Genomic DNA, 26,911 nt, shown 5'->3' on the forward strand with positions numbered 1-26,911 from the left:
CACAGTTTACTTTACACCCTCTAATTAGAATATCATGTTACGTTTGAAAGCACAGCCTAATTCAATGATCGAATCCGTTTTTGCAATTCCCGGAATGCTATCGATTTTTTCATACAGCAATTGTCGCATATGTTCGTGGTTTTTAGCAATAATTTTCACATACAGCGTGTAGTTACCTGTGATATAATAGCATTCTGTAACTTCTGGTATTTTCTTAAGTTCTTCAATTATTCGGTTTGAGTCATGATCTTTTTCTAAACTTAGCCCAGTAAAAGCTCCCCAATCATAACCTAGCTTTTTTTCATTCAATAGCGGCTTTATTCCTGTCAATATTCCTTGCTCTGTCAAACGGATGATTCTTTGATGGATCATGGTATTGGAAACTCCCATAGCAGTTGCTATTGCAGAGTAGGCCATTCGTCCATCTTGTTCTAAATATTTCAAAATCTGCCGGTCGAATTCATCGATACTATTCATTTTTATATACGATTAAAAAGGTAATTTTAATATTATAGTGCTAATTTAGTGTAAAATTTATTTTTTTTAATAATAAATTAGTGAATTTGTATATTTGTTTTTATTTAAAAAGTCTGAATTATGAGTACAGTTGTTAAACACGGTAAGGGCGAGTTATTCATTGCCAAAGAAGAAAAATACGGAGCGCACAATTATCACCCTCTTCCAGTTGTATTGGAACGCGCTGAAGGCGTAATGGTATGGGATGTTGATGGAAAGGCCTATTTTGATTTCCTTTCCGCATATTCTGCAGTCAATCAGGGACACTGTCATCCAAGAATAATTCAAGCCTTAAAAGAGCAGGCTGAGAAATTGACACTTACTTCGAGAGCATTCTATAATAATAAATTGGGTGATTTTGAGGAAATGCTTTGTCTGCTATTTGGATTTGATAAGGCGCTAGTGATGAATTCGGGAGTAGAAGCGGTAGAAACAGCGATGAAGCTTTGTCGTAAATGGGCGTACCAAGTAAAGGGTGTAGTACCTAATCAAGCGAAAATTGTCTTTGCCAAAGACAATTTCCATGGTAGGACCATCTCTGTGATATCGGCTTCCGATGATCGTGCAGCAACCCATGAGTTTGGTCCCTTTTTAGACGGGATAGTGCTTGTTCCCTATAATGATGTTGATGCTTTGGAACAGCTATTCAAAACAGACAGCGATATTGCTGGTTTTATTGTTGAGCCTATTCAAGGGGAAGCTGGTATTGTTGTTCCTGACGAACAGTATTTGAAGCGTGTCAGACAATTATGTACGGCATATAATATTTTATTTATTGCAGACGAAATTCAGACGGGCATTGCTCGTACTGGAAGTATGTTGGCGTCCTATAACATTGAAGATGAGCATAGCGACAGTAAACCGGATGTTTTGATTTTAGGTAAAGCTTTATCGGGCGGGGTATTGCCTGTTTCGGCTGTATTGGCCGACGATTCAATTATGCTTTGCATTAAGCCAGGGGAGCATGGATCTACCTATGGGGGAAATCCCCTTGCCTGTGCAGTGGCGAAGGAAGCGCTACAAGTTGTATTGGATGAAAATTTAACCCAACGGGCGCTTCAAATGGGTAACTTATTTTTGGATGGGCTACGCAGAATTGCTGCGAATTGTGAGTTAATTAAAGAAGTGCGCGGAAAGGGACTTCTAACTGCTATTGTCATTGATGCGGATGAAACAAGTGATTTGGCTTGGAACATTTGTCTCAAATTTAAAGAAAATGGACTATTAGCGAAGCCGACACATGGGAACAAAATTAGGTTAGCTCCACCATTGGTGATTACAAAAGAACAGGTCGAAACTTGTTTAGAGATCATTGAGCGATCGTTGATTAATTTTAAATAGTGTATGGAGAGAATGATTGAATTGATCAAAAATAGGTCGGATATCGGAGCTGGAACTAGGGGCTCAGATTTGGGGATAGACGCAATTGAAATTGCGGCAATTAATAAGGGAAGTCAATATTTCATTAATTACCCGTTTGTTGATGTACCGACTCGAAATAGTTCTATTTACCAAAACGATCATCATCCTTTTGGTAAGCATATTCAGCAAATTTATGAGCAATGCAAGCAGGTAGCTTCTACCGTCGAGGATAGTCTTTCTTCGGGCAATTTTCCATTGGTTTTTTCTGGTGACCACTCCTCGGCAATGGGAACTGTCAGTGGTATAAAATCTGCTTATCCGGACAGGAAACTAGGAGTGATCTGGGTAGATGCGCATGCTGATATTCATTCTCCGTATACAACACCGTCTGGAAATATGCATGGAATGCCTCTAGCGGCTATGTTAGACGAGGATAATATGCAATGTAAGATCAATCAAATCGACCAATCGACAGAAGAATTCTGGAATAAACTAAAGCGAATAGCCGGTCCGTCAGGTAAAATAGCATCCAGTCATTTGATTTATTTTGGCGTAAGAGATACTGAAGAGCCAGAGGATATATTAATTGACCGTCTTGGGATTAAGAATTACCGTGTTGAAGATATCAGGCAAAGGGGCATAAAAGATTGTGTCGCGGAATCATTGACCTGCCTTGGAGACTGTGATATGATCTATGTTTCTTTTGATGTGGATAGTATGGATAGTGAACTGATATCGGACGGTACAGGAACACCGGTTCCGAAGGGTTTTTTGCCACAAGAAATTGTAATGATTTTAGAAGAAATTATTCGATCCGGTAAAGTGGTTTGTTTTGAAATTGTTGAAGTTAATCCGTTATTGGACAATAAAGGTAATAAAATGGCAGAGGTGGCATTTGATATATTAGAACGGATCACCCCGCTAATTGAATTGAAATCGGGTAATTAACTGGTTTTGGCATTGTCTATTTTCAAAGCCCTTTTATTGCTAATATAGAGCAATAAAAGGGCTTTTTTAATTGCTTATCATTTTGCTTGTTGGATAAAATAAGTCAGTCTTCCTTATGTTAAAACTCGTTTTGCTTGATGTGATTTAATATTGTGTTAACATGTTTCATGTACATTTGCAAATCGATTATTTACATTAAATATGAGGATTTCTGATAAAATTATTTTGTTTCTACTTTTTTTTATACAGCTTTTTTTGTGGCACCCAGGTACTGCTCAGGTTGAATCCTTTAACGATATTCGGGCTCTGAGTCAAAATCATCCTGATTCTGCGATTGCACTAGTGAAAAAACGTTATGCAAAAGCTGTGACCGATAAAGACCTATTATTACAAGCAAATTGTTTGCAGGCAATTGGGTGGTTATGCGTCAATCAAGGACATTATGGGCAAGCACAGGATTACTATTTTCAAGCGGATCAAATTTATAGGCAATTGGATTCAAAGCATCATCTTGCTTCAAATTGGAGTGATATTGGTGTGCTCAATATTTTCAACAAACAACATGCTGTAGCGAAACTTTATTTTAACAAGGCGCTAGATTCTTTCCGGGCAGAAGGGGATAAAATTGGAGAGGCGGGAACACTAGGAAATATCGGTCATTTATTTGAAAAAGAAGGGAATTACGACGCTGCTTTTATTTATCAAAAACGTGCGTTATCCATCTATAGTAGTGTGGGAAATAGAAATGGAGAAGCGAAGATTCATGAAAATTTAGGTAGTATTTATGAAGACCTTGCTAGGTATGATAGTGCTTTTTTTCATTTTGAAAAAGCAAGTAAGTTATACACCGAGACAAAAGACAATTATGGTAGAATTGTGGTCTTAAATAACATGGGTGACATTTTTAGAAAGACTAACAACTATCCGGAAAGTATCAAATTGACGCAAGTGGCTTATCAGATGGCGGCAAACTTGGGAGATGTATATCAGATGGCTGCCACGACAAAAGATTTGAGTAGAACCTACGCATTGCGTGGCCAAATGGATAGCGCATATTTTTATGCTGAAAAAAGCCGAAAGCTCGTTCTTGAACTGTATAGTGTAGATGGCGCTCGACATACTGCTTTTTTTCAGGCGCTATACGATATGAATCAAAAGGCTGAAGAGATCGAAAGACTGCAGGTGACAAAAAGAATTAATTTGATCATGCTGTGGGGAACGATCGTGGTTTTAATTTTGTTAATCGTATTGTCCTATGTCTTATATAGTCGTCAGAAAATTAAGATTAAAAATCAGATTGCCGAATCCCGAAAGCAGGAAGCCGAACGTGAGTTAACAGAAATAGCACTTAAAAATCAACTGCTTGAAGATAAGCAACTCAAACAAGAGCTATCACTAAAGCAAAAAGAATTGACATCCCATACGCTAAATCTGATTCGCAACAATCAATTCTTGGAAGAACTTCGGGATGAATTGAAAGAAATGGTGAAGGACGAACGCCGGGATCAAAAGAGACAGATGCAGAAGCTAGTCTTGCAAATCAACGAAAATATTACTCAGGGAATTCACTGGAAAGAATTTATGGGAACTTTCGAAAAGGTACATCATAGCTTTTTTGAAAAGCTTATTCGACAATGCCCAGATTTGACCGCCGCGGATATGCGGTTAGTAGCATTGCTTAAAATCAATTTGAATAATATCGATATCGCCGTTTTATTGGGCATATCGCAAGATAGCCTTCGTGTTGCTCGACACCGCTTAAGAAAGAAATTAAGGTTGGAACAAGGAGAGGACCTGGCGAGCTATCTCTTGAGTGTTTCATAATTTTTTAACACAAGGGTAATGGAAAGTTAATGGTGGTTTGTTCTTTGTTAAACTGTTGTTTATTAGAAGTTTAATTTCATTTGTTTCTTCCATGTATCGTGCTTTTTTACCTTGTTTCCCTGTCGTAACGCTCGGGATTTTGTGAGATCAAAATTGGCTGTCATCTTTGCGACAACAATCAAAGATTCATAATAATCTAAGCAAAATGAAAAACTTTTTAACAGTATTACTTGCCTCCACTATTTCGGTTAGCGCTGCCTATGCGACCAAAATCAAAGGTAAGGTATTGGATGGTCAGACCGGTGAAGCGATTGCTGGAGCTACAGTGTTCCTGGAACAGCGTGGGCTATCGACAAAAACACAATTGGATGGTTCATTTGAATTCAAGGGATTATCAGCAGGTGTGGATAGGGTTCATATCAAGCATATTGCCTATGCTGTATTAACTAAAGAAATCGAGATTCAAAAAGAAAATACGCCCCAGATTATTTTTCAGCTGACGTCTACAGAACAGACATTAATGGAAGTAACTATAAAGGGACGTCGGAATGGGGGAGATGATGATCCGAGCGCTAGGCGTTTAGAAAAGAATGCTTCACAAATTATGAATGTTGTTTCTGCACGTGCAATAGAAATCTCCCCGGATATTACCGTTGCAAATGTTGTACAGCGCGTTTCGGGTGTATCAATAGAAAGAAATTCGAATGGAGAGGGGCAATATGCTATCCTCAGGGGGATGGATAAACGGTACAACACCACTTTAGTGAATGGTGTAAAGGTTCCGAGTCCAGATAATAAATATCGTTATGTGCCCTTGGATTTATTTCCATCTGATATGCTGGAACGTTTAGAAGTATACAAATCGCTAACACCAAATATGGAAGCCGATGCAATAGGTGGGGTTGTCAATATGGTTATGAAATCGGCACCGACTAAATTATTCCTTCAAGCAAATTTGGCAACAGGCTACAGCCAGCGTTATTTTAATCGTGATTTTGGAAGTTTTTCGACAAATGGAACCTCGGCAAAATCTCCTTACGAACTGAATGGCAAGGGTTACAATGCAACTGCTGCTGACTTTAATAGGGGAGCGTTAGCGTATACCTATAGTAAGCCGCTACCAGATCTTGTCGGCAATCTGACAATAGGTAATCGGTATTTGGCGGATAAATTGGGCGTTATTTTAGGGGCAAGTTATCAAAACTTACATCGAGGTAGCCGTTCTATTTTCTATAAATCTTCTGTTGTTGGCGTAAATCCCAACGCGGTGATTACTGAGCAGAGTGATCGTCAATATGACGAACAGCAACAACGCTTAGGTTTGCATAATAAGATCGATTATCGATTTAATCCAAGTCATCGTATTAGCTTTTATCAAATGTATGTGAGTTTAAATAACTTACAATTGCGTGATGCGGTTAATACGATATACAATGGCCAGTACGATCCCAGTATTGGTAAAGCCGAGCTGACTTATGTGACGAGAAGCCGAAAAACACAGCAAGAGATCTACAGTGGTACCTTACAGGGGGATCATCGATTTTTAGATAATCTGCTAAATGTCCGGTGGTCAGGGGTTCTTTCTTCTGCCCGCAACCAATTGCCACAAAATACGATGATCAGTTTGGATGGAGTAGAAGAAAATTTTCAACGTAAACGTACTTCTCTTGTCAACAAGTCTCCTGTAACCTACCGTTGGGAACGGAATACGGATAATGATCGAGCAGGCTATTGGGATGTGGCCTATAAGGTCCCAATGGAAAATAGTAAGTTGGAATTGTCCACCGGTGGTTTGTATCGGGATAAACAGCGTAGTAGCTTCTACAACAACTACAACTTATCACCCGCTTCGGCGGAGGAAGCAAAGTATAGCTATGGCGTGGATTTTCAGCGGTATACTGAGCTCAATCTGACCGTTACCGATCCTACGGGAGCTGTCGCAAATCCGTTAACGTATGATGCTGGAGAGAAGACTACAGCAGCGTATGGTATGTTTAATTATGAGAATGACAAATGGCAAATGATCGGTGGAGTTAGACTCGAACATACCAATCAGCATTATAAATTATTGTTTCCGGCTGGAGAAAAAAGGCCTACGGGATCACAAATTTATACTGAATGGCTGCCAAGTTTGACCATGAAATATCATTTGAACGGAAAACAGCAGCTTCATGCCGCATATTACCGTGCGTTAAACCGTCCAGGATTTTACGAGATTGTTCCGTCAAGTGTGGTTAATGAAGAGTTTCTAGAAAAAGGAAATCCTGATTTAAAACATGCCTTGGCGGATAACTTTGATTTAAGGTATGAAGTATTTCCAGAAGCTTCTTCTCAGTTTCTTGTAGGTATGTTTTACAAGCAAATCAAAAACCCAATTGAATATACCTTTCAACCGGATGAGATTCGTAAGCAAGATGTATACTACACACCTGGAAATTTCGGTCAGGCCAACAACTATGGTATTGAGGTTGATTATATCAAGTATATAAAGAAATTTGGTGTCAAGGCCAATTACACCTATACACATTCACGTATAACGACGGCAAAGATGTCGCGTCGAATCAATGAGACAACACAAGACCCTGAAGCGATTATCGTGGATCAAACGAGACCGTTATATGGGCAAGCTGCACATGTGGCTAATCTATCGCTACTTTACAAAGATGCTAATAATGGCTGGGAAGGACAGTTAGCTGGATCTTATACGGGTTCACGCATCAATACAGTGTCGCAATTTTTGAACGATGATTTGTGGCAAAAAGGATTTGTTCAGGTAGATGCTTCTATTGAAAAGAAATTTAAAGCTGGTTGGGCTGTTTTCGCCAAAGCCAACAACATCTTGAATACACCGATGGAATTGTATGTGAAAGGAACAAATCCTGAAAATGAGAAGATCGCTGAAAAGCTTATTGAAGGCGGAAATACATTGATTAGAAAGGATTTGTATGGACAGAACTATATCCTTGGTTTACGGTATTCGTTTAATAAATAATAGACCCGCGTAAAACAGGGCATGTTTTAATCTGAACATGTGCGACGTGCAATAACAACAGTTTGTTTCGGTGAAGCTTTCACTTTTTTGGAAAGCCCAATGTTTTGGATAAGTGAAATCTGCTTCATCATTAAAAATTAAATATATACAGATGAAAAATAAATGTATTTTATCGTTTCTAGCGTTTTTTATCGTGGTGCTAAGTGCCTGTGAAAAAGCAAATATTGATGTGGATACTTCTGATGCTGATGGAAGTGCTATTGGTGAGGTCTCCGGTGTGTGGAGCAAAGGGAGTGTGCAGCATATCAAGGGAGACATTATTATTCCCGAAGGCAAGAGCCTGACGATTGAGGAAGGTGTAACCGTATTGATGGATTCCGTTAATAAGCCTGAAATTGTTGTTTTGGGTAATTTGTATGCACTAGGTACAGCTGAAAATCCTGTCAAGTTTACGGTTGAGGAAGGCTATAAGACGAAGACGAATGAGTTTGGAAAGTTATGGGGAGGAATTTTAGCCGCTCCAAGCTGCCAGGAACTTGTTTTGGACAATACCGTTGTTGAGTATGGTGGTGCAATTACATCGGATGCGTCGACTTCTGTAAAAATGGGTTTATATAAAAAGGTGTCTGGAGAAGCTTTGCCAGCTTTGTGGTTTTCAAATCCAGACGGAAAGCTAGTGGTACAAAATAGTACCATAAGTCATTTTCAGGAAGACTGTACGTATATTGAAGGCGGGAAAATTATTTTTGCAAATAATCGTTTCTTTTCTAATGGGGTGACAGGTGGAGAAGCGATGAACTTCAAATCGGGAAGTCTTGCAGACGTCGCCTATAATCTGGTGTACAGTGTAAATACAAATGCATTAAAATTATCCAACTCGGGAGACCGTACGCCTCAGGCTTATGTGATTGTTTATAACAATACCATGCTCAATACCGGATGGCGAAGACCTACAGCAAAAGGAGGTTCTATATGGTTAGAAGCCTCTGTAAGAGCCGAAATTTATAATAATCTCTTTGCCAATACGCGATTTGGCGTGAAACGTGACCCTAAAAAACCAGAAGATAACCGTTCGATTTCCAGCAATAATTGGTATTATGGTTATAGTCAATTGACTGTAGATCAATTTCAGGTTGGTAAAAATGATATTGTAGCTGGGAGTAATGATGTGAGAGCCAAATTAGCCGGGGAAAACAACCCTAAATTTAGCTTTTATCCTTTAGAAACAGCGGTGGACAATTACCTATTTGATTCAACCTGGGATTTTCATCTCCAAGGGAATTCACCGGCATTAAAGGCAGGTATTTTAACTTTCAAACCTCATTTTGCGACTGGCCTGGTGATGGCAAACGGCCTAACATATCATTCTCCCCAACCGGCAGCATATGTTGGAGCATTTGGATCCAAATTCTAATTTATTTCATATCATGACACATTCAAAAACAATATTAACGTTAACCTTAGCAGCGTCAAGCTTCCTTCAAACGGCATGCAAAAATGCGCAAACAAATACTGTAAACGCAGTTAAACCCGTTATTGTAACTGATGCAGTACGTTATGACTCGGATGATCCTGCAATTTGGATCAATAAGAGCGATCCGAGTAAGAGTCTGGTCATCGCAACGGACAAAGATGCCAACGGCGCATTATTTGTGTACGATTTACAGGGCAAAACGGTCGAAGAAAAAGTGGTTTCAAACTTGAAACGACCTAATAATGTTGATGTGGCGTACGGTTTGGTATTGGGTGGCAAACCTATTGATATCGCTGTTACAACAGAGCGTATGACCCATAAATTGCGTGTCTTTTCACTACCCGATATGAAACCTATTGACCAAGGGGGATTAGATATGTTTGTTGGTGAAACCGGGCCTGAATTTAGAGATCTTATGGGGATTGCTTTATATACTTCTCCAAAAGGAGAGATTTATGCGATCGTGGGGCGGAAAAATGGACCAAAGGATGGTTATCTAGGGCAATATTTATTGGAGGATAACGGTTCTGGTAAACTCAGGGCTACCTTGGTTCGCAAGTTTGGTTCATTTAGTGGAAAGAAAGAGATTGAGGCGATAGCAGTGGACAACGAACTTGGGTATATTTACTATTCCGATGAACAAGTTGGGGTAAAACAATATTATGCGGATCCAGCAAAGGGAAACCAACAATTGGCATTATTCGCTACAGGAGGTTTTAAAGAAGATCATGAGGGTATTTCGATTTACAAACTAACCGATAGTACCGGCTATATTTTGGTGTCTGACCAAGGCGCAAATCGTTTTCAGGTTTTTAGCCGGGAAGGAACCAAAAGCAACCCATTCGAACATAGCTATTTGAAAACTGTGCCGGTCATGGCGACACAAAGTGACGGTTCAGAAACAACCTCTTTTAGGTTAAACGAAACCTTTAAACATGGCCTGTTTGTCGCGATGAGTGACGATAAAACATTTCATTATTACCGATGGGAAGATATCGCCGGAGCGGATTTGAAAAAGAAATAGTTACGGAATAAGTGGGTTTGCAACAGTTGTGATTTGATTTGCAGCTGTTGCTCTTTTTTGTTCGAAACGATTAGTGAACAGAAATTTGTATCTTTATTCTGTTTATGTATTTTGTTTCTTGTTTCTTCCAAATCATGAAATATTGTAAACCGTCATTTTGATATAGGTTTGGAAGTGGGGAGAATCGAATTTTTATTTAAAAGCTTTAGAAAATGAATACGGTTAAAATACTATTGGTTGAAGATCATATGGTCGTACGTAATGGTATTAAACTACTTTTGGAATCTCAGGGAGAATTTAAAGTAATAGGAGAAGCATCCGATGGCACGGAAGCATTGTCTCAGTTGGCGGACGGAGTAGTGCCAGATATTGTTTTGACGGATGTAAGCATGGAATTAATGGATGGGATGGAGCTGTTAAAGAATATTAGGCAAAAATATCCGTTTGTCAAAGTTGTGATATTGTCTATGCTCAGTCAAATTCGTTATGTTGTTGAGGGCTTCAAAAATGGATTGTCAGGATACTTGCTAAAAAATATCGATTATAATGAATTACTTTTTGGATTAAAGCATGTCGCCGAAGGTGGTCGGTATATAAGTGAAGAAATTAGCTTAGCTCTGCTTGAGCAAGTGTCTTCGGATCGACTGTATAATGATGATGGTGCTAATATCATCCTGGAGCTGGATCTAAATGAGCGAGAGCTAGAAGTGCTCGAATTGATTGCGGATGGTTTTACAAATCTAGAAATTGCCGATAAAATCTTTTTGAGTAAGCGTACTGTAGAAGGGTATCGTCAGAACTTGCTCGATAAAACAAAAGTGAAAAATACAGCAGAACTGGTGAAATATGCTTTTCAGCATGGTTTATTAAAAAAATCATAAATCATATTTTTCAAATGTATTTCAAAAGGGAACGTATGGGATTGTATTAATTTACTTTTAATGATTTCTTAAAACGATTGTAAATAAATACACATAGTCCAATAACAATAAAGGGTAGGCTAAGTATTTGGCCCATATTGATGAATAAGGAGTCTTCAAAATGTTCTTGATTTACTTTCAAAAATTCATCCAAAAACCGGAATGAAAACAGCAATATCAACAATAGGGAGAAATAGTTTCCGTCGTTAATTCGAAACTGTTTTTCTTTCCACAATCGATATAACACTATAAATAGCAAGAAACAGAACAATGCTTCATAAAGCTGCGCTGGGTGTCTAGGTATGGCATCAATATGGGTAAACACAAAAGCCCAAGGTAAGTCAGTGGCTTTCCCGATCATTTCGGAGTTAAATAAGTTACCGAGACGGATACAGGCTCCTGCTAAAGGCACAAGCAAAGCAATACGGTCTGCAACATGAAGAAATGGTAGTTGCTGTTTTTTTGCGAATAAATAGATTGCAATAACGATGCCTATACCTCCACCATGACTTGCTAGACCACCTTCCCATATCGCAAATATTTTTAAGGGATTATTTAAGTAATAGCTCGGATCGTAAAAAATTACATGCCCCAGTCTAGCGCCAATAATGGTACCCAAGACAATGTACATGCTGAGCTGATCTAAAAATTCGATTGTACGGCCTTCATTTTTTAATATTGATCTTAATACCCTATAACATAAGATAATACCCAATAGCCAAAATATACCATACCAGCGAATTGGATGGTCAATAATTGGAATGACGAAGATCTCAGGATCTATCTTCCAAGTTATATCATTCAATGTGAGATTACTTACCATATGATGATTTATCGTGATGCTTTAGGGATAAGTGTGTGATAATGCTTTTTCGTTACACTTATCATAAAAAAAATAAATATAATTGTAAACAGATCGTTATATAAAGAATACTGATGACACAGAATTTGGAAAGATTTATTTTTTGTTTTCTATTGTTCCTATTGATGGTACAGTTGTTTTCCTGCCATCAAAATGGCTCCCAGACATCTAAAAATAATAAAGAACAGGAAGATAATTCACTTACTTTAACCTATCAGGATACGTTACTAAAATATCTCTCTTTACAGGATTTTAAGGATCAGACTATCATCACTAAGAAAGTAAATGAATTTGGGAAAGATCAGTATTTCAATAAATCTGGCTATAATTGGATTTTTTTTGCGTATAACTACCTTTTGCAAGACAAAATTGATTCTATTGAAATTGCATTGGATAACTTGGATGGGAAGGTGTCACCAGATTTGCGTGTTCTGAAAGATTATTTTAAAATTAGGGCTAATTTTAGTTTTAATGATGTGACCAATATTGGTACGATGGAAAAAATGATTGATGCTAAGGAATATGCATTAGAAAATAAAAGTAGGTTTAGCTTTCTTTTTTTCAATCTATTGGCCAACGCAAACTATCGTCGGGCAGATTATAGGCAAGCATTAAAAGATAATGAATCATGGTACTCTTATCACCCCAATAAATACGATCCACATGTTGCGCAAGCGTATCAGGAAATCAAATTTATGCAGTACATCGAATTACATGATGATAACAAATTAAAAGAAACATTGGATAGCTGTAAATATTACGCTAACAGGACGGCGGATTCAGCGATAATCATGCGTATGTATAATCTGCAGTCACAATATTTCTTTAGCATCGGTAATAATCGCAAAGCAGTTGAGGCATCCCAAAAGTATTTTAATTATTTATCTTTGAGCAAGATGCTCAATTCCTATGCTTATGCTAATTTGGCAAAAAATTTCTTAAATAATCGTCAAATTGATTCGGCCATATATTATTTTAATGCGGGATTACAGTTTATCCGAACGCATAAAAGCAAGCAAAATAAATTATTCTTTTATCAAAATTTGCAATTAGCCTATGCATTAAAAGGAGATTATGAGCGGGCTTATTTTACATTGGATTCTGCTTATCAAGATTACAAAAATAGTATAAAAAACATTGAAAATGATCGGATAAACGAGATTAATACGCGATATGAAACCGAGAAAAAAGACCAGGCTATAAAACTTCTGAAAACAACCAATGCATTTAACTATCAGATTATGGTTCAACAGCGGTGGATATTTGTCATTTTATTTGCTCTTATCTTTAGCCTTGCATTTTTCATCTATTATCGAAATAAGCAGAAATTATTGACAAATATAAATCAGCGTATAATTGCAGAAAATAGACAATTGATTTTAGAACAAAAGACACGGCAAAATCAGTTAAATCCACATTTTATTTATAATGCAATTGCTAATTTGCAAGGTTTGATTAGTAGCGAGCAAAAATCAAAAGCAAATCAATACCTCCTTCTCTTATCCCGTCAAATTCGAGATATACTCGAATTAAATAGAGAAGAGTATATTTCTTTGGACCAAGAAATTAAATCATTAAAGAATTATATACTTTTACAGCAGATGCGTTATCAAGATCTATTTGATTTTGAAATCGAGAGCGGTAATATTGATGTCGATGATGTCATGATTCCACCCATGTTAGTACAGCCGTTTGTTGAAAACGCTATTGAACATGCTTTTAAAAATTTAGATTATCGTGGTTACTTACAGATTCTTTTCAGTCAGACGTCAGATCAATTGCATATTGTTGTCAGTGATAACGGCAGGGGAGTGCAGTCTGATAAGATAAATACTGGGCATAAGACTTCTTTATCACAGATTATCACTAAAGAGCGTCTTGAGCTTATGTTTAATGATCCGATGCAAAAAGCAACGATTGAAATAAAACCCAATTATAGGGAAGATAATAGCGGATATTGTGTAGAAATCCATATCCCACTTGTTTTTACATTTTAATTAAATACGTGAAATGATGAAAGTTTATATTCTTGAAGATGAGCATAATATCTATTTGTATATTAAGTCTTTATTAGATGCGATACCCTATGTTCAAATAGTAGGGTATAGTCCATCCATTGCTCAGGCAGAGCGCGAATTGCCCATATCCAATCCGGATCTTATTTTAGCTGATATTCAATTAAAAGACGGATCAAGTCTATCCTTTCTTTCAGAGCTGAAATTGGACATTAATACCATTTTTATAACGGCTTTTAACCAGTATGCCATAGAAGCACTCAACATAGGTGCAATTGCGTATTTATTAAAGCCTCTTGTTCCGGATCAATTTATCGAAGCAATTGAAAAATGTTATAAGAAAAATACAGAATTTAGATTCAACAGTATGCAGTTAAGCATGGCTGAAAACTATCTAAAGTCTCCTAACAGACCTCGGAAAATAGCGTTGCGTACATTTGAATATACCCAGATCGTCAATATTGATGATATTCTATATTGCCATGGCGACAAAGGTTATACCACATTCTATATCAAAAACAACAAACCTATGATGGTTTCAAAAGTCCTCAAACATTTTGAAACCATGCTTCCAGAATCAGATTTTATCCGTTGTCATCAATCTTATTTAGTAAATGCAAACTATATAAAAAAGTATTATAAAGATGGGCAGATTGAAATGTCTGATGGTAAAATGATCCCCGTTGCGACAAGAAAAAAAGATGTTATCCAACAATTCCTGAATGAAATATAAGCCCTAAACCAGCACATACCTTTTACATCAGCTTTATTACTAAAAAATGTAGCAGTATTCTTTATTGCTAAAATATTTAGTATTATATTTGTTTGTTATTAAATAGGAGGGGCTATGATGTTAGAAGATAAACAGGCTTTGATCAGCAAGCTTAAAAGGGATCTGCTTGCCTGGCAGGGTGTACCTGAAAGGTCAAGTGATGAAATTGCTATGGATTTGGGACCTTTGGAAAAAGCTTTTCCAAATGGTACTTTTCCCAAAGGTGTAATACATGAATTTGTTAGTTTTAGCCGTATGGATAGTGCTGCATCCTGTGGATTTATCGTTGGTATCCTTGGAAAACTGATGCAAAATGCCGGGATTTGTATTTGGATAAGCTCGGTACAAACCGTATTTCCGTCTGCAATCAGCACATTTGGGGCCGACCCTGCATCGATTATTTTTGTTTCCATGAAGCAGCAAAAAGATGTTTTATGGGCGATGGAAGAAGCGTTGAAATGTTCTGGTATAACAGCAGTATTAGCCGAAATACACCAACTGGATTTTGTTCAGTCAAGGCGGCTTCAACTTGCTGTAGAAAAAAGTAAAGTTACGGGTTTTATCCTACAACATAATCCAAAGCTATTGCTGGCCACCACTTGTGCCGCACGTTGGAAAGTCACTTCTTTGCCTAGTCAATCGGATGAAGGGTTACCCGGTATTGGCAACCCCTGTTGGAATGTCGAGCTGCTTAAAGTAAGAAATGGTACAGCAGCCAAAGGAAAAATAGTTTGGACTCCGAAGGGCTTTAAAATATTCTCTAACAAGGATGCCGGGTCAAAAAATTGGAACTATAATTATCAAAATCTTGGTTAGTCATGAAAAAGAGATTTGCGTCATTATGGTTTCGTTACTTAAAAACAGATTGGTTTACTGTGTGTAAACCACATTTGCAGGATATTCCCTTTGTTTTGTCGATCGCAGTTCAAGGAAAACTGATCGTTAGTGCGCATAATTTACTAGCAGAGCAAGCGGGCGTATATTCAGGTATGGCCATTGCGGATGCGCGGGCATTTATTCCATCACTTAAAATTATCCATGAACAAGCAGGACTGTCTGATAAATTACTCCATTTTATAGCTGGTTGGTGCATAAGGTATACACCGCAGGTTTCAATAGATGAACCCGATGGGATTATGTTAGATATTAGTGGTTGTGCCCATCTTTGGGGCGGAGAATTTGCTTATTTAACACATATTGCCTCTACATTTAAATACCATGGTTATACTGTCCGCATAGGTATTGCTGATACGATTGGTGCCGCCTGGGCGATAGCGCATTTTGGATCTGATGATAGTATTGTAAAAGAACAGGGCCAATTGGAGGCTCTTCTGCCTTTACATCCATCAGCATTACGATTGGAAGATGTTCAATTGAAGAGGTTGCAAGCGCTTGGATTACAGTCTATAGGGAGTTTTGCTCACATGCCCCGGGCAGTTTTGCGCAGGAGATTTGGCGCTAGTTTGCTGCTTCGACTAGATCAGGCCATGGGATTAGAGGACGAATTTATTATTCCTATAAAGTCTATTTTACCATATGAAGAGCGTTTACCTTGTCTTGAACCAATATGTACACCAAATGGTATTGCATTGGCTTTAGAAGATTTAATAAATAAGTTGTGCAAACGATTGTCGGGTGAAGGTAAAGGATTACGGGCAGCCGAATTGGACTGTCATCGGGTAGATGGAAAAATAGAGACAATTACTATTGAAACAAGTCGTGCTACAGCTCAGGTAAAACATATTCTTCAGTTATTTGAAATAAAAATTCCACAAATTGAACCCGCATTGGGCATTGAATTATTTACGTTGGGTGCATCCAAAGTAGAGGCAGCAGATCCTGTTCAGGAAAATCTTTGGAACAATCGAATTGGACTCAAAAGTCCATTGGTTACCGAACTTTTAGATCGTTTAAAAAGCAGAGATTCCAGTTGTGAAATACTACGGTATGTTCCATCTGCACACTATTGGCCTGAACGATCCATGAAAATAGCTGCTTCTATGGATGAGGTCGTAACTGCTGAATGGCAAACCGAGCGTCCACGTCCGACACGACTATTAAAGGTTCCCGAGCGTATTATAGTCACAGCACCTATACCCGATTATCCTCCCTTACTGTTCCGCTATAAGGGAGATACCTATAATATCAGAAAAGCAGATGGTCCCGAACGTATTGAGCGTGAATGGTGGATTGATCCAGGTGAACATCGGGATTACTATGCCGTGGAAGATCTACAAGGCCGGCGGTTTTGGCTGTATCGATCTGGACATTACGGCGGACAGGCAGATGAATGGTTTTTACATGGCTTTTTTGCATAAAGATGAATTATTGTGAATTACAGATAACAAGTAATTTCAGTTTTCTCGAAGGTGCCTCACACCCCGAAGAATTGATTGAACAAGCGGCTCAATTGGGCTATCATGCTGTAGCAGTAACTGACCGTAATAGCCTTGCTGGTATTGTTCGTGCACATATAGCGGCCAAAAAAGCCGGTATACGACTTATTCCTGCCTGTCGCTTGGACTTACAAGATGGCCCTAGCTTACTGGCATACCCGACAGATAAAGAGGCTTATGGTCGACTTTCAACATTATTAACTGTTGGGAACTTAAGGACTGAAAAAGGCAGATGTGCGTTGTATAAAAAAGATGTGTTTCAATATGCTGAGGGAATTATGTTTATTATTTGTCCACCTGAAAAATTGGTGGCTGGTTTTGAGCTAGATCCTTTTTTTATTGAATTTGTACAGCAATGTCAACAGTTCCTCCAGGGCTTTCTTAGTCTAGGTATTAAAAAACTCTATCGTGGAGATGATTCAAAACTATTGTTTAGAATAAATCAACTGGGTAAACAATGCGATATTCCACTTGTTGTTGTCGGCGATGTATATTATCATATACCCGAAAGACGTGAATTGCAGGATATTTTAACATGTATCCGTCAAAAATGTACGATACAAACTGCTGGGTTTAATTTGCATCCCAATGCGGAGCGCTATCTAAAGTCAATCACTGAAGTTGAACGCTTGTTTAGGGGGTATCCAGAGGCTATCGAACAGAGTGTAAAAATTGCCAATGCTTGTCATTTTTCCTTAGATGATTTGAAATATGTATATCCAGATGAGTTATCTTCTAATGGGCGAACGACGCAGGAGGAATTAACCTATCTAACTTGGGAAGGAGCCAAGAAAAAATTTGACGGTGATATCCCCGATAGCATTCGGGAAACGATTCAAATGGAACTTGATTTTATCGAGCGTAAAAATTATGCTTCTTATTTTTTGACGGTATATGATTATGTTCGATTTGCCAAAGAAAAAGGAATTTTATGTCAGGGGCGAGGTTCAGCGGCAAATTCTACGGTTTGTTACTGTTTAGGAATTACCTCGGTAGATCCCTCTAAATATAGGCTTCTTTTTGCACGATTCATGTCCGATGCGCGCGATGAACCACCAGATATAGATGTCGACTTTGAGCATGAGCGTCGTGAGGAAGTAATCCAATATATTTATGAGAAATATGGACGCAATCGAGCTGCCATTGTGGCTACAGTCACACGAGTACGTTCAAAAGGAGCTATACGTGATGTTGGTAAGGCCATGGGACTATCTTTAGATGCTGTAGGGCGCTTAGCAGGCATAGTAAGTAGTCATTGGGATGATGTTATCAATTTGGAGCGTTTGGTTGAACAGGGCTTTAATCCCGATGACCAGCATCTGAGAAAAGTGCTGGAGTTGACGCATCAATATATTGGATTTCCGAGGCAATTGGGCCAGCATACTGGTGGGTTTGTAATTACACAAGGTAATTTACATGAACTCTGTCCTTTAATAAATGCTCGAATGGATAATCGAACCAATCTCGAATGGAATAAAGATGATCTGGAAGCTCTCGGTTTTCTGAAAGTAGATGTACTGGCTTTGGGAATGTTGACCTGTATCCGTAAGGCTTTTGAACTCGCAAAAAAACATTACGGAAAAGAGCTTACACTCGCCGATATTGGGGCAAATGACGATGAAGCAGTTTACGATATGATCTGCCATGCGGATACCTTAGGTGTATTTCAGATCGAAAGCCGAGCCCAGATGTCGATGTTACCACGATTAAAACCACGAAAATTTTATGATTTGGTCATTGAAGTGGCTATAGTACGCCCGGGACCTATACAAGGGGATATGGTGCATCCCTATTTACGTCGTCGAAATAAAGAAGAAAATGTTGATTATCCTAGTCAAGAGATCGAAGCTATTCTTAAAAAAACCTTAGGAGTTCCTCTTTTTCAGGAGCAGGCCATGGAAATTGCTATCGTTGCAGCGGGATTTACACCTGCAGAAGCCGACGAGTTGAGGCGTAGTATGGCAACATTCAAATCTAAAGGGCAGGTATCTTCTTTTCACAAAAAAATGGTCGATGGCATGGTCAAAAAAAACTATTCAGAAGAATTTGCCAATCGAGTCTTTAAGCAACTGGAAGGATTCGGTAGTTATGGTTTTCCAGAGAGCCATGCCGCATCTTTTGCATTACTGGTATATGTGTCCTCATGGCTTAAGTATTATTATCCCGATATTTTTGCTGCATCCTTATTGAATAGTCAGCCGATGGGCTTTTATCAGCCCGCTCAAATTGTTATTGATGCACAGAAACATGGTGTAATGGTACATCCTATTGATGTAAATTATTCAACCTGGGACAATACTTTAAAGGGTGAGATGGGTAAACCGCATGCCCTTCAATTGGGGTTACGCCAAATCAAAGGATTTTCCATGGAAGAGGCTGTTGTGCTAATTACTGGTCGGCACAACGGATTTTCATCCATTATAGGAATGATGGACGTCGGATTATCGCTTGCGACCTTAGAAAAGTTAGCGCATGCAGATGCGTTTAGGTCGCTGCATATGGACCGCCGGCAAGCACTTTGGGAGATTACAGCATTAGGTGATCGGCCAATTGAATTATTTAAAGGGCAAGCTTCTGAAAGTATAACCGAGGGACAGATCCAGTTACCATTGCTTACGGAAAGTCAGCATGTAGTTGCAGACTATGCAAAAACATCGCTATCCATTAAAGCACATCCGGTGAGCTTCTTGCGTGGAAAGCTAGATCTTCTCCATGTAGTGCCGACAGCAAAATTGGGAGGGATAAAAAATGATATGCCGATAAAGATATGTGGATTAATTACCGTTCGGCAACGCCCAGGAACCTCTAAAGGTGTTTTATTTATCACTATTGAAGATGATACAGGTTTTGCAAATATTGTGGTTTGGAGTACTGTGTTTGAAAAATATCGGAAAGAGATCCTTCGGGCAAAGCTCCTTATGATCGCTGGTAAAATTCAAGCTGAAGGAGAAGTTATTCATGTCATTGCTCAGCGCTGCTTTGATATGTCTGGATTGTTAAAGGATCTAACAGCAGAAAATGATAATGCTGCAGGCGTTTTTCATAAAGGAAGAAATTTTCATTGATCTCTCCCTTATTAATCTCATTTTTGAAGTAAATGCATTTACTCCGCGTAGGTAGCAAGCATTCTAATCTATAGGAAATTAAAAGATATGATCAAAAATATTCTCGTAAATACGATTGAAATTGATAAAGCCACTATTCGGGAATTCATTAAACAGGGCGATGTAAATAGTGCTATTGATCTGATTGCCATACAAGCGAATGTAACGTATAAAACTGCCCGTGATATTGTAGAGATGTTTAAAGAAGACCAGATTGATCTTTTTGATGGTAAAGACCTATTTCTGGTGGATTACGATCTAGTAGCTCATAGCAATGATATTAAAACTGCAAATCCCAAGGCATCTTCTTTTTTGGAAGTTGAAACAAATGAGAGTGGCCGAACCAGTATTTGGAAGTCATTTTTAATATTTTCTGTCCTTGCCCTATTGGCTTTTGTTATCTTAAATTACGTTGTGGGTTTTAACCAAATAGGGCACCATATTTCAGAATTTACGCAGTTATTTGATAAAAGTGCCGGCTCATCTGCCATTGATGCTGATACATCCAAACAAAAAGTTTTACGAGCGGGTGGTGTCACTCGGGTTGCAGATGTGGAAGACTTATATCCCGTCGATACCAACCTTCTGCCCTTTGACTTGAGGGCCGCAGAAATAGAGCGAATAAATCGTGCTCAGTTGGATCAATTGAGACCGGCGAAGCATTCACCAACGGATGAAAATGCGCAACGTGCTTTAATTCAACTTACAAATAGGCATTTGACAGACGTTATTGGTCAGCAAAAATTAACTGTAAAAATAGGAACGTGTTATGAAAATTCGACCAGGAAAGATAAGCAAGCTTGCGTGAGTTGTATGATATTACTTTATAATAGGGAAAAGAAAAACTGGCAAGAAGCTCCCAATGGTGAAAATTTTCTGCGTAATGCCTATGATTTTTATTTGCCCAGCGGTTCTGGTCAATGGGAAGCGAGCCCGCTGAGCATGTCCATTCCCTATGATTATGCTTTGGTAAACAAATATAAGGCAATGGAGTAACTACTTTAATTTTCTGCAAGATATGGTAAGTATAATGCTGAACTAAACTATGTTCTATTTTACTTTTTAGAAGGTAAACATGCTACTGCACACACGACACTCAACAGCAATATGACCGATATTGACATTGAGTAGCCATAGGATGAGGAGATATGCTGCCAACCAAAAAAATTGCTTTCTTTTTGATGGAGAAATACACCAACAATACAAGCAATGCCTAGGCAGATCGATAATTGTTGTATGGTAAGATAAACGGCAGTGGCGTCAGCAATTAATCTCTCATTGAGATCTTTTAAAGCAAGTGTCATTAATGCGGGCAATACACTGCCACAGCCAATACCATAAAAAAAGAAGAGTGCATGTAATTGATCATGATCTAAAAACTGTGTATTGAAAATAAAAAGATGAGACAACAAGCCCAAAATCATAATTCCTAATCCATTAAGTATAACTATTTTTCCATAACGCTGTATTAATCTACTTACAATAACGCTAGCGAGTACATAACCCATGCCTTGGTAAATAAAGGCAATTCCAGTCATTGTAGACGTATAATTTTTTTGATTTTGAAGGTAATTGGAATTAATGATAAAGTAGGCATCCTGAACCATATAATAAGCTAATGCAGCGAGAAGCCCTATGTTGAAAATCCGATTGTTGAATAGGAAGAAATTTAGTAGGGTAGGATAACCTTTTTGTTGTAGTTTTCGTTGCTTTTTTAGAAACAATAAAACGAAAAAAAGTGTTCCTCCCAACAGGAATTGTGACCACAACGGCCATTTCAACTCCGGACCCATGATTAATGGAAAAATTATCCCCATCAAAAGTGCAAACAATGTGAGCATTGGCATAAAAGAGATCGAAGACTTTACACTGGAATCATCTTTAGGCGTATACCGATATATAGCAAAGAAGGCAAGAAATCCAATAGGTACATTGATTAAAAAGATAAGGCGCCAGCTTTCGTTTATCCAGGTTTGATCCGGGAGTATTCCACCCAATAACTGACCTATCACCGAAGCAATACCTGCTATACTTCCATAGATGCCCAATGCCATGGATCTCTTTTCTGGATTTTCAAATAGTAAAGTGATCAGTGCAATACCCTGTGGAACCATCAATCCAGCACTAATTCCCTGGGCCAGCCTTCCGAGCAATAAGGCGTAGAGATTGCTTGAAACACCACATAAAAAAGAAGCGAGGGTAAAACCAGCCATTCCAACTAAATATAACTTTTTCTTTCCATAACGATTGCCGGCATTGCCGGCATAAATCAAAATACTTGCGTAACCAACAATATAAAGTACAATAATCCATTGCGTATCACTATTACTTAAGTGTAGCGCATGTTGAATGTTCGGAAGGGAAACATTCAAAATAAAAAGGTCGATGACGAAAAGAAATACAGCAGTTGAAAGAAACAAAATATGAAGTAGATCTTTAATTTGAAAGCTCATATAGAAAGTTTTTAATATTTTTACGGCTAAAAATAGTTTGGATATTTTTTTAAGTCAAGTAGTTACAAATTATGTACTTGGTATGTTTTTATGAACTAATGGTTAGTATCAGGTGATTATGAATGAAAAAAAAAGTGAAAATTTTGGCGCTTGTTGTGATGTCAATGGAATTTTTAAGATAATAGGTGGAAAATGGAAGGTATTGCTCATTAAAGCTATAGCGAAACAATGTCCCAAAAGATTTGGTGAGCTTAGGCGTGAAATGGAAGATTTGGCGCAAACGACATTGACTGTTCAGCTGCGCGAGCTCGAACGTGACGGAATTTTATGTAGACAGATTTATGCCGAATCTCCGCCACGGGTAGAATACAAACTCAGCGAGTTGGGAAAAACTTTATTGCCGGTCATCGAACGTCTTGATGAGTGGTGGGCAAGTTACCAGGGCGAAAGGGGATAGATGGAAAACGAATACAATAATCGAATTAATTCCAACTGCCTTTTTGAGCACGTATATACCGGAATGATTTGAAATGCTTACGACGTCTTGCTTATAGCAAGACGTCTTCATCAGTGGTTCCTTTAGATAATAAGTCGGAAATACTCCGCAGTGTTCTTTGAGAAATTTCTGTTAACGCTTCAGTGGTGAAGAAAGCCTGATGTGCGGTTACCAAAACATTAGGATAACTCATTAATAGTTGTATGGTCTCATCTTCAATAATTGTCGTTGATAAATCTTTAAAAAACAATTTTTCCTCCTGTTCATACACATCAATACCCAGTAGTCCAATCTTACGCTCTTTAAGCGCTTTGAGAACATCATTGGTATTAATTAAGTTACCTCTACTTGTATTAATAATTGTAACGCCATACTTCATCTTATCCAATGATTCCTTATTAATCAGATAGTGGTTGTCGGGAGTGAGCGGACAATGAAGAGAAATGATGTCTGATTCCTTAAAGACCTCATCCAACGATTTATAATCGACGCCTTTTGCTGCAAGCTCAGGATCTGGATATAAATCATAGGCAATTACATTCGCGCCAAACCCTAAGGCGATTTTGATAAAAGCCTTTCCAATTTTTCCAGTGCCAATTACCCCAATTTTTTTCTGATAAAGATTGAAGCCCAAAAGTCCATGCAATGCGAAATTTTGCTCCCTAACCCGATTATAAGCTTTATGCGTTTTACGATTTAATGTCAATAACATGGCCATTGTATGTTCAGCAACTGCTTCGGGAGAATAAGCAGGAACTCGACACACTTTTATTCCAAACTCCCGTGCCGCCTCTAAATCAACATTATTAAAGCCCGCACAGCGCAAGGCTATCAACTCAACGCTTTTTTCAGCAAGTACTTCGATAACTTGTCGGTTTAGTTTATCATTGACAAATGCACAGATTACCTTCTCGTCTTCAATAGCATTCACAATGTGTGGCCCTAGATGCGTTTCATAAAAATTAAATTGAAAGCCATAGGTACTGTTTTCCTTTTCAAAGAATAACTTGTCATATGGTTTTGTGGAAAAGAAGGCGATTTTCATAAATTGTTTGCTGCGTATTAGTATACTATAAATATACAGTATAAATTAGTTAATTGGGGGATATACCAGCGGTTTAATTTACTCCATTCACATTAAACTATTGCACTTAGCGTGTTAAGACTATTAAATAATAAGTTGAACAATATCTTGGTGAATACTTGAAATCAACATGCTAAAGCATGCTATGAATTGAAATCAATGCTAATTAATTTTTGCAGTCTTGTAGTTGTGCGTCTACAACGACTTCTGTTTTTTTTTCTAAACTTTGTCGTACTATGAAGTACTAAAATTAAAGCCCCTATGAAGAACGAAAAGAAGAGAATGACGATAATAGTATTTTAGAAGGATTTAAGGTAGGCACCAATGATTATATTAAAAAACCTATTTCTCCGTATGAGCTGATATCGCGTATACGGTTAAGGATAGGTCATGCTGAATCAACGGTTGTGAGCTATTTTGCTCGTATCTATCCGTAGGATAAATTTTTATATGATGTGGAAGTGTATGTTAGGTCTATTGTCATTGGTAACGATAGTGCAAGCACAAGAGCGAATTACATTAGTTGAGTATGGGAAAACAGATTATATCATTCAAGCGGATATAGACAATCCTGTTTCAATGCAAGCCGCTGGTGTTATCAAATCTTACACAAAAGAAAGTACGGGTGCAGACTATGCTATACAAGCTAAAGTTGATGTTTCGGATGCTATTATCCTAGAAAGCCTACCCATAACGGAATCCTTTCCTGAGGATAGTTATTCTATTGATGTTGTGGGAAAGACGATTTGGATTAAGGGGAGTGGCAAAGGAGTGCTATTTGCGGCATACCGTTATGTAAGGGATATCATTGGCGGAAGAAAATGGTATGCAGGTCATGAAAACACCTATATTCCTAAGTCTACTAGTTTATATGTAGCTGCAGATCTAAAAATTTTTTCAAAACCAAGTTTTCAGTATAGAGAGGTCTACTTCCCTGTAGAACTGGATCAGGAATACATGGATTGGTATGGGCTACATTATTTGGAAGACAAATGGGGGGATTGGGGACACACGGCCAGTAAAATATTGCCACCATCGATTTATTTTAAAAGTCATCCCGAGTATTATTCTCTATTTGATGGGAAGCGCCAGCCGGCTCAGCTTTGCCTCTCTAATGAAGATGTCTTTACACATACCGTTGTTTACTTTAAGCGCAGGATGGTTGAAAATCCGAAGGCTATTTATTGGTCTATTGCGGCTAATGATGATAGGGGAAGCTGTACGTGCGATCGTTGTCAGGCTATAGATAAGCGCGAAGGGGGACCGCAAGGCTCATTGATACACTTTGTAAACCGGGTAGCCGCAATTTTTCCAGATAAGAAATTCACGACATTGGCTTATCTTGAAACGGCCAATGCACCTGCACATTTATGTGTTGCAGATAATGTGTCAGTTATACTAAGTAATATTGATGCTTTCCGGAAAAATGATATCACTGTTGAATCCTCGGCTGCAACTTTCAGAAGGCAATTGAGCGCTTGGAAATCCAAAGCTAAACATGTCTTTGTATGGGATTATTTGACCCAGTTTACCAATTATCTTGCACCATTTCCAATTCAAGGAACGATGCAGAAAAGTCTACATTATTTGAAAACACAAGGGGTAGAAGGCATCTTTTTACAGGGCGGTGGAGGGACTTATAGTGATATGGCGGAGCTAAATGCCTATGTTTTGGCCAATCTTGCCTGGGATACGAACGTTCGCTCAGAAGATCAATTGATGAATGAATTTATCGAGGGCTATTACGGTAAGGCCGGGCCTTTTGTGAAAGCATACCTTAAACAGCGAAGAGGTCGTTTGCCTGGGCCGTCCTCTGCTCTGTCGATTTATGGAAATCCAATTGATAATAGAATTGATTTTTTAAGTCCAGAGGCCATGGATCAATATAGGATGTTATTAGAAAAGGCAGAAGCTACCAGTAAGGATAATCCCTTATTGGCATCACGCGTTAGACGTATCCAATTGGGGCTGGATTATACCTATTTGCAGCAAGCAAGATTTTACGGCTCCCATGATCGTGGTATATTTGTGCGGGATGGTAATCGATGGGTAGCGAAACCAAGTGTAGCGCGCAGGGTCGCTCAATTCGTTGAAGATGCCAAAAGGCTAGGGGTAATAGAACTCGCCGAAGCTGGAGCATCGCCTGATAGTTATTCAAAAGAATGGACTGACATCTTCAATACCGGAGTTAGAATAAATAAAGCTTCAGAAGCAAGTATTACATCGAAAAATCCATTTGAACCATCATCCCCAGCAAATGGGTTAAAGACATTAACGGATAGCGTTCCGGGCTATTTGGATTATAGTTACAATTGGCTATTGTGGAATGGTAAGCCAATGGATATTACTTTCCACTTTAAACAACCAACACAAATAGATACAATCGAACTCAATTTTCTGAAAGATGCCCGGCATTGGATATTTCCACCAAACGAATTACATATTTCTGTCGCTATAAATGGGAAAGATTTTCGAGAAGTATCCGTTCAGAAGCATGCATCCATGAAAGAAGATTATAAGGTGGATAAAGTCCGATATCAAACATCAATAAATAGCAAGGTTACTGCTATTCATATTTATGCTGTCCCATTTAGAAAATTACCGCTATGGCGTAATCATCCCACAAAGCATCCACTGATGGCGTGTGATGAAATTTGGTTATACTGATC

At 38.4% G+C, this 26,911-nt stretch carries 19 protein-coding genes; 15 read left to right on the forward strand and 4 right to left on the reverse strand.

The features are described 5' to 3' along the window. Window positions 1-24: 24 nt before the first annotated feature. Window positions 25-477 carry an Lrp/AsnC family transcriptional regulator gene (locus B3E00_RS06355; RefSeq protein WP_209579248.1) on the reverse strand — a complete coding sequence of 151 codons (453 nt, stop codon included), beginning with the start codon at window positions 475-477 and terminating at the stop codon, window positions 25-27. A 120-nt stretch (window positions 478-597) separates the two neighbouring features. Between B3E00_RS06355 and rocD the strand changes: the two genes are divergently transcribed. The 7 genes from rocD to B3E00_RS06390 all read left to right on the forward strand — a co-directional run bounded on the left by rocD (window position 598) and on the right by B3E00_RS06390 (window position 11,021). Then, complete coding sequence (gene rocD, locus B3E00_RS06360; protein ID WP_293883015.1) at window positions 598-1,857, forward strand: ornithine--oxo-acid transaminase; 1,260 nt, start codon at window positions 598-600, stop codon at window positions 1,855-1,857. A 3-nt stretch (window positions 1,858-1,860) separates the two neighbouring features. Continuing rightward, on the forward strand, window positions 1,861-2,826 hold the full coding sequence (locus B3E00_RS06365) for an arginase (protein WP_293883017.1): 966 nt from the start codon (window positions 1,861-1,863) through the stop codon (window positions 2,824-2,826). Window positions 2,827-3,027: 201 nt separating this feature from the next. Beyond that, window positions 3,028-4,650: a tetratricopeptide repeat protein gene (locus B3E00_RS06370; RefSeq protein ID WP_293883019.1), complete on the forward strand. Its 1,623-nt coding sequence runs from the start codon at window positions 3,028-3,030 to the stop codon at window positions 4,648-4,650. 205 nt (window positions 4,651-4,855) lie between these two features. Further along, entirely contained in the window at window positions 4,856-7,642 is a 2,787-nt protein-coding gene (locus B3E00_RS06375; protein ID WP_293937706.1) for a TonB-dependent receptor, read from the forward strand. Window positions 7,643-7,793: 151 nt separating this feature from the next. Then, window positions 7,794-9,056, forward strand: coding sequence for a right-handed parallel beta-helix repeat-containing protein (locus B3E00_RS06380; protein ID WP_293883028.1), 1,263 nt, complete (start codon window positions 7,794-7,796; stop codon window positions 9,054-9,056). A gap of 13 nt (window positions 9,057-9,069) precedes the next feature. Continuing rightward, a complete protein-coding gene (locus B3E00_RS06385) occupies window positions 9,070-10,140 on the forward strand; it encodes a phytase (RefSeq protein WP_293883031.1) in 1,071 nt (356 codons plus the stop codon). A 212-nt stretch (window positions 10,141-10,352) separates the two neighbouring features. Continuing rightward, window positions 10,353-11,021 (forward strand): response regulator, encoded by a 669-nt coding sequence (locus tag B3E00_RS06390; RefSeq protein WP_293883034.1) that lies wholly within the window; start codon window positions 10,353-10,355, stop codon window positions 11,019-11,021. A 46-nt stretch (window positions 11,022-11,067) separates the two neighbouring features. Here B3E00_RS06390 and lgt read toward each other — a convergent pair whose 3' ends face one another. Then, window positions 11,068-11,883 (reverse strand): prolipoprotein diacylglyceryl transferase, encoded by an 816-nt coding sequence (gene lgt / locus B3E00_RS06395; protein WP_293883037.1) that lies wholly within the window; start codon window positions 11,881-11,883, stop codon window positions 11,068-11,070. A gap of 113 nt (window positions 11,884-11,996) precedes the next feature. On the opposite strand from lgt, the gene B3E00_RS06400 reads away from it, so the two are divergent. From B3E00_RS06400 to B3E00_RS06425, 6 genes are all read left to right on the forward strand, one after another. Next, on the forward strand, window positions 11,997-13,919 hold the full coding sequence (locus tag B3E00_RS06400; protein WP_293883040.1) for a sensor histidine kinase: 1,923 nt from the start codon (window positions 11,997-11,999) through the stop codon (window positions 13,917-13,919). Window positions 13,920-13,932: 13 nt separating this feature from the next. After that, a complete protein-coding gene (locus tag B3E00_RS06405; RefSeq protein WP_293937708.1) occupies window positions 13,933-14,670 on the forward strand; it encodes a LytR/AlgR family response regulator transcription factor in 738 nt (245 codons plus the stop codon). 114 nt (window positions 14,671-14,784) lie between these two features. Further along, window positions 14,785-15,525, forward strand: coding sequence for an ImuA family protein (locus B3E00_RS06410; protein WP_293937709.1), 741 nt, complete (start codon window positions 14,785-14,787; stop codon window positions 15,523-15,525). 2 nt (window positions 15,526-15,527) lie between these two features. After that, the gene (locus B3E00_RS06415) at window positions 15,528-17,027 is read left to right on the forward strand and encodes a Y-family DNA polymerase (protein ID WP_293937711.1); all 1,500 of its coding nucleotides are present in this window, start codon (window positions 15,528-15,530) and stop codon (window positions 17,025-17,027) included. A gap of 2 nt (window positions 17,028-17,029) precedes the next feature. Then, window positions 17,030-20,170 carry an error-prone DNA polymerase gene (locus B3E00_RS06420; protein WP_293937713.1) on the forward strand — a complete coding sequence of 1,047 codons (3,141 nt, stop codon included), beginning with the start codon at window positions 17,030-17,032 and terminating at the stop codon, window positions 20,168-20,170. A gap of 87 nt (window positions 20,171-20,257) precedes the next feature. Further along, on the forward strand, window positions 20,258-21,205 hold the full coding sequence (locus tag B3E00_RS06425) for a hypothetical protein (protein ID WP_293937715.1): 948 nt from the start codon (window positions 20,258-20,260) through the stop codon (window positions 21,203-21,205). Window positions 21,206-21,264: 59 nt separating this feature from the next. On the opposite strand, the gene B3E00_RS06430 is transcribed toward B3E00_RS06425, so the two are convergent. After that, a complete protein-coding gene (locus B3E00_RS06430; protein WP_293883056.1) occupies window positions 21,265-22,662 on the reverse strand; it encodes an MFS transporter in 1,398 nt (465 codons plus the stop codon). 118 nt (window positions 22,663-22,780) lie between these two features. Here B3E00_RS06430 and B3E00_RS06435 point away from each other — a divergent pair, with 118 nt between their 5' ends. Beyond that, window positions 22,781-23,119 (forward strand): winged helix-turn-helix transcriptional regulator, encoded by a 339-nt coding sequence (locus B3E00_RS06435; RefSeq protein WP_209579264.1) that lies wholly within the window; start codon window positions 22,781-22,783, stop codon window positions 23,117-23,119. A 91-nt stretch (window positions 23,120-23,210) separates the two neighbouring features. Here the strand turns inward: B3E00_RS06435 and B3E00_RS06440 are convergent, their stop codons facing one another. Continuing rightward, the gene (locus tag B3E00_RS06440) at window positions 23,211-24,203 is read right to left on the reverse strand and encodes a 2-hydroxyacid dehydrogenase (protein ID WP_293883062.1); all 993 of its coding nucleotides are present in this window, start codon (window positions 24,201-24,203) and stop codon (window positions 23,211-23,213) included. Window positions 24,204-24,692: 489 nt separating this feature from the next. Between B3E00_RS06440 and B3E00_RS06445 the strand changes: the two genes are divergently transcribed. Beyond that, window positions 24,693-26,909 carry a DUF4838 domain-containing protein gene (locus B3E00_RS06445; RefSeq protein ID WP_293883064.1) on the forward strand — a complete coding sequence of 739 codons (2,217 nt, stop codon included), beginning with the start codon at window positions 24,693-24,695 and terminating at the stop codon, window positions 26,907-26,909. Window positions 26,910-26,911 lie beyond the last annotated feature (2 nt).

The sequence above is a fragment of the Sphingobacterium sp. UBA5996 genome, assembly GCF_002429765.1.
Classification (GTDB): domain Bacteria; phylum Bacteroidota; class Bacteroidia; order Sphingobacteriales; family Sphingobacteriaceae; genus Sphingobacterium.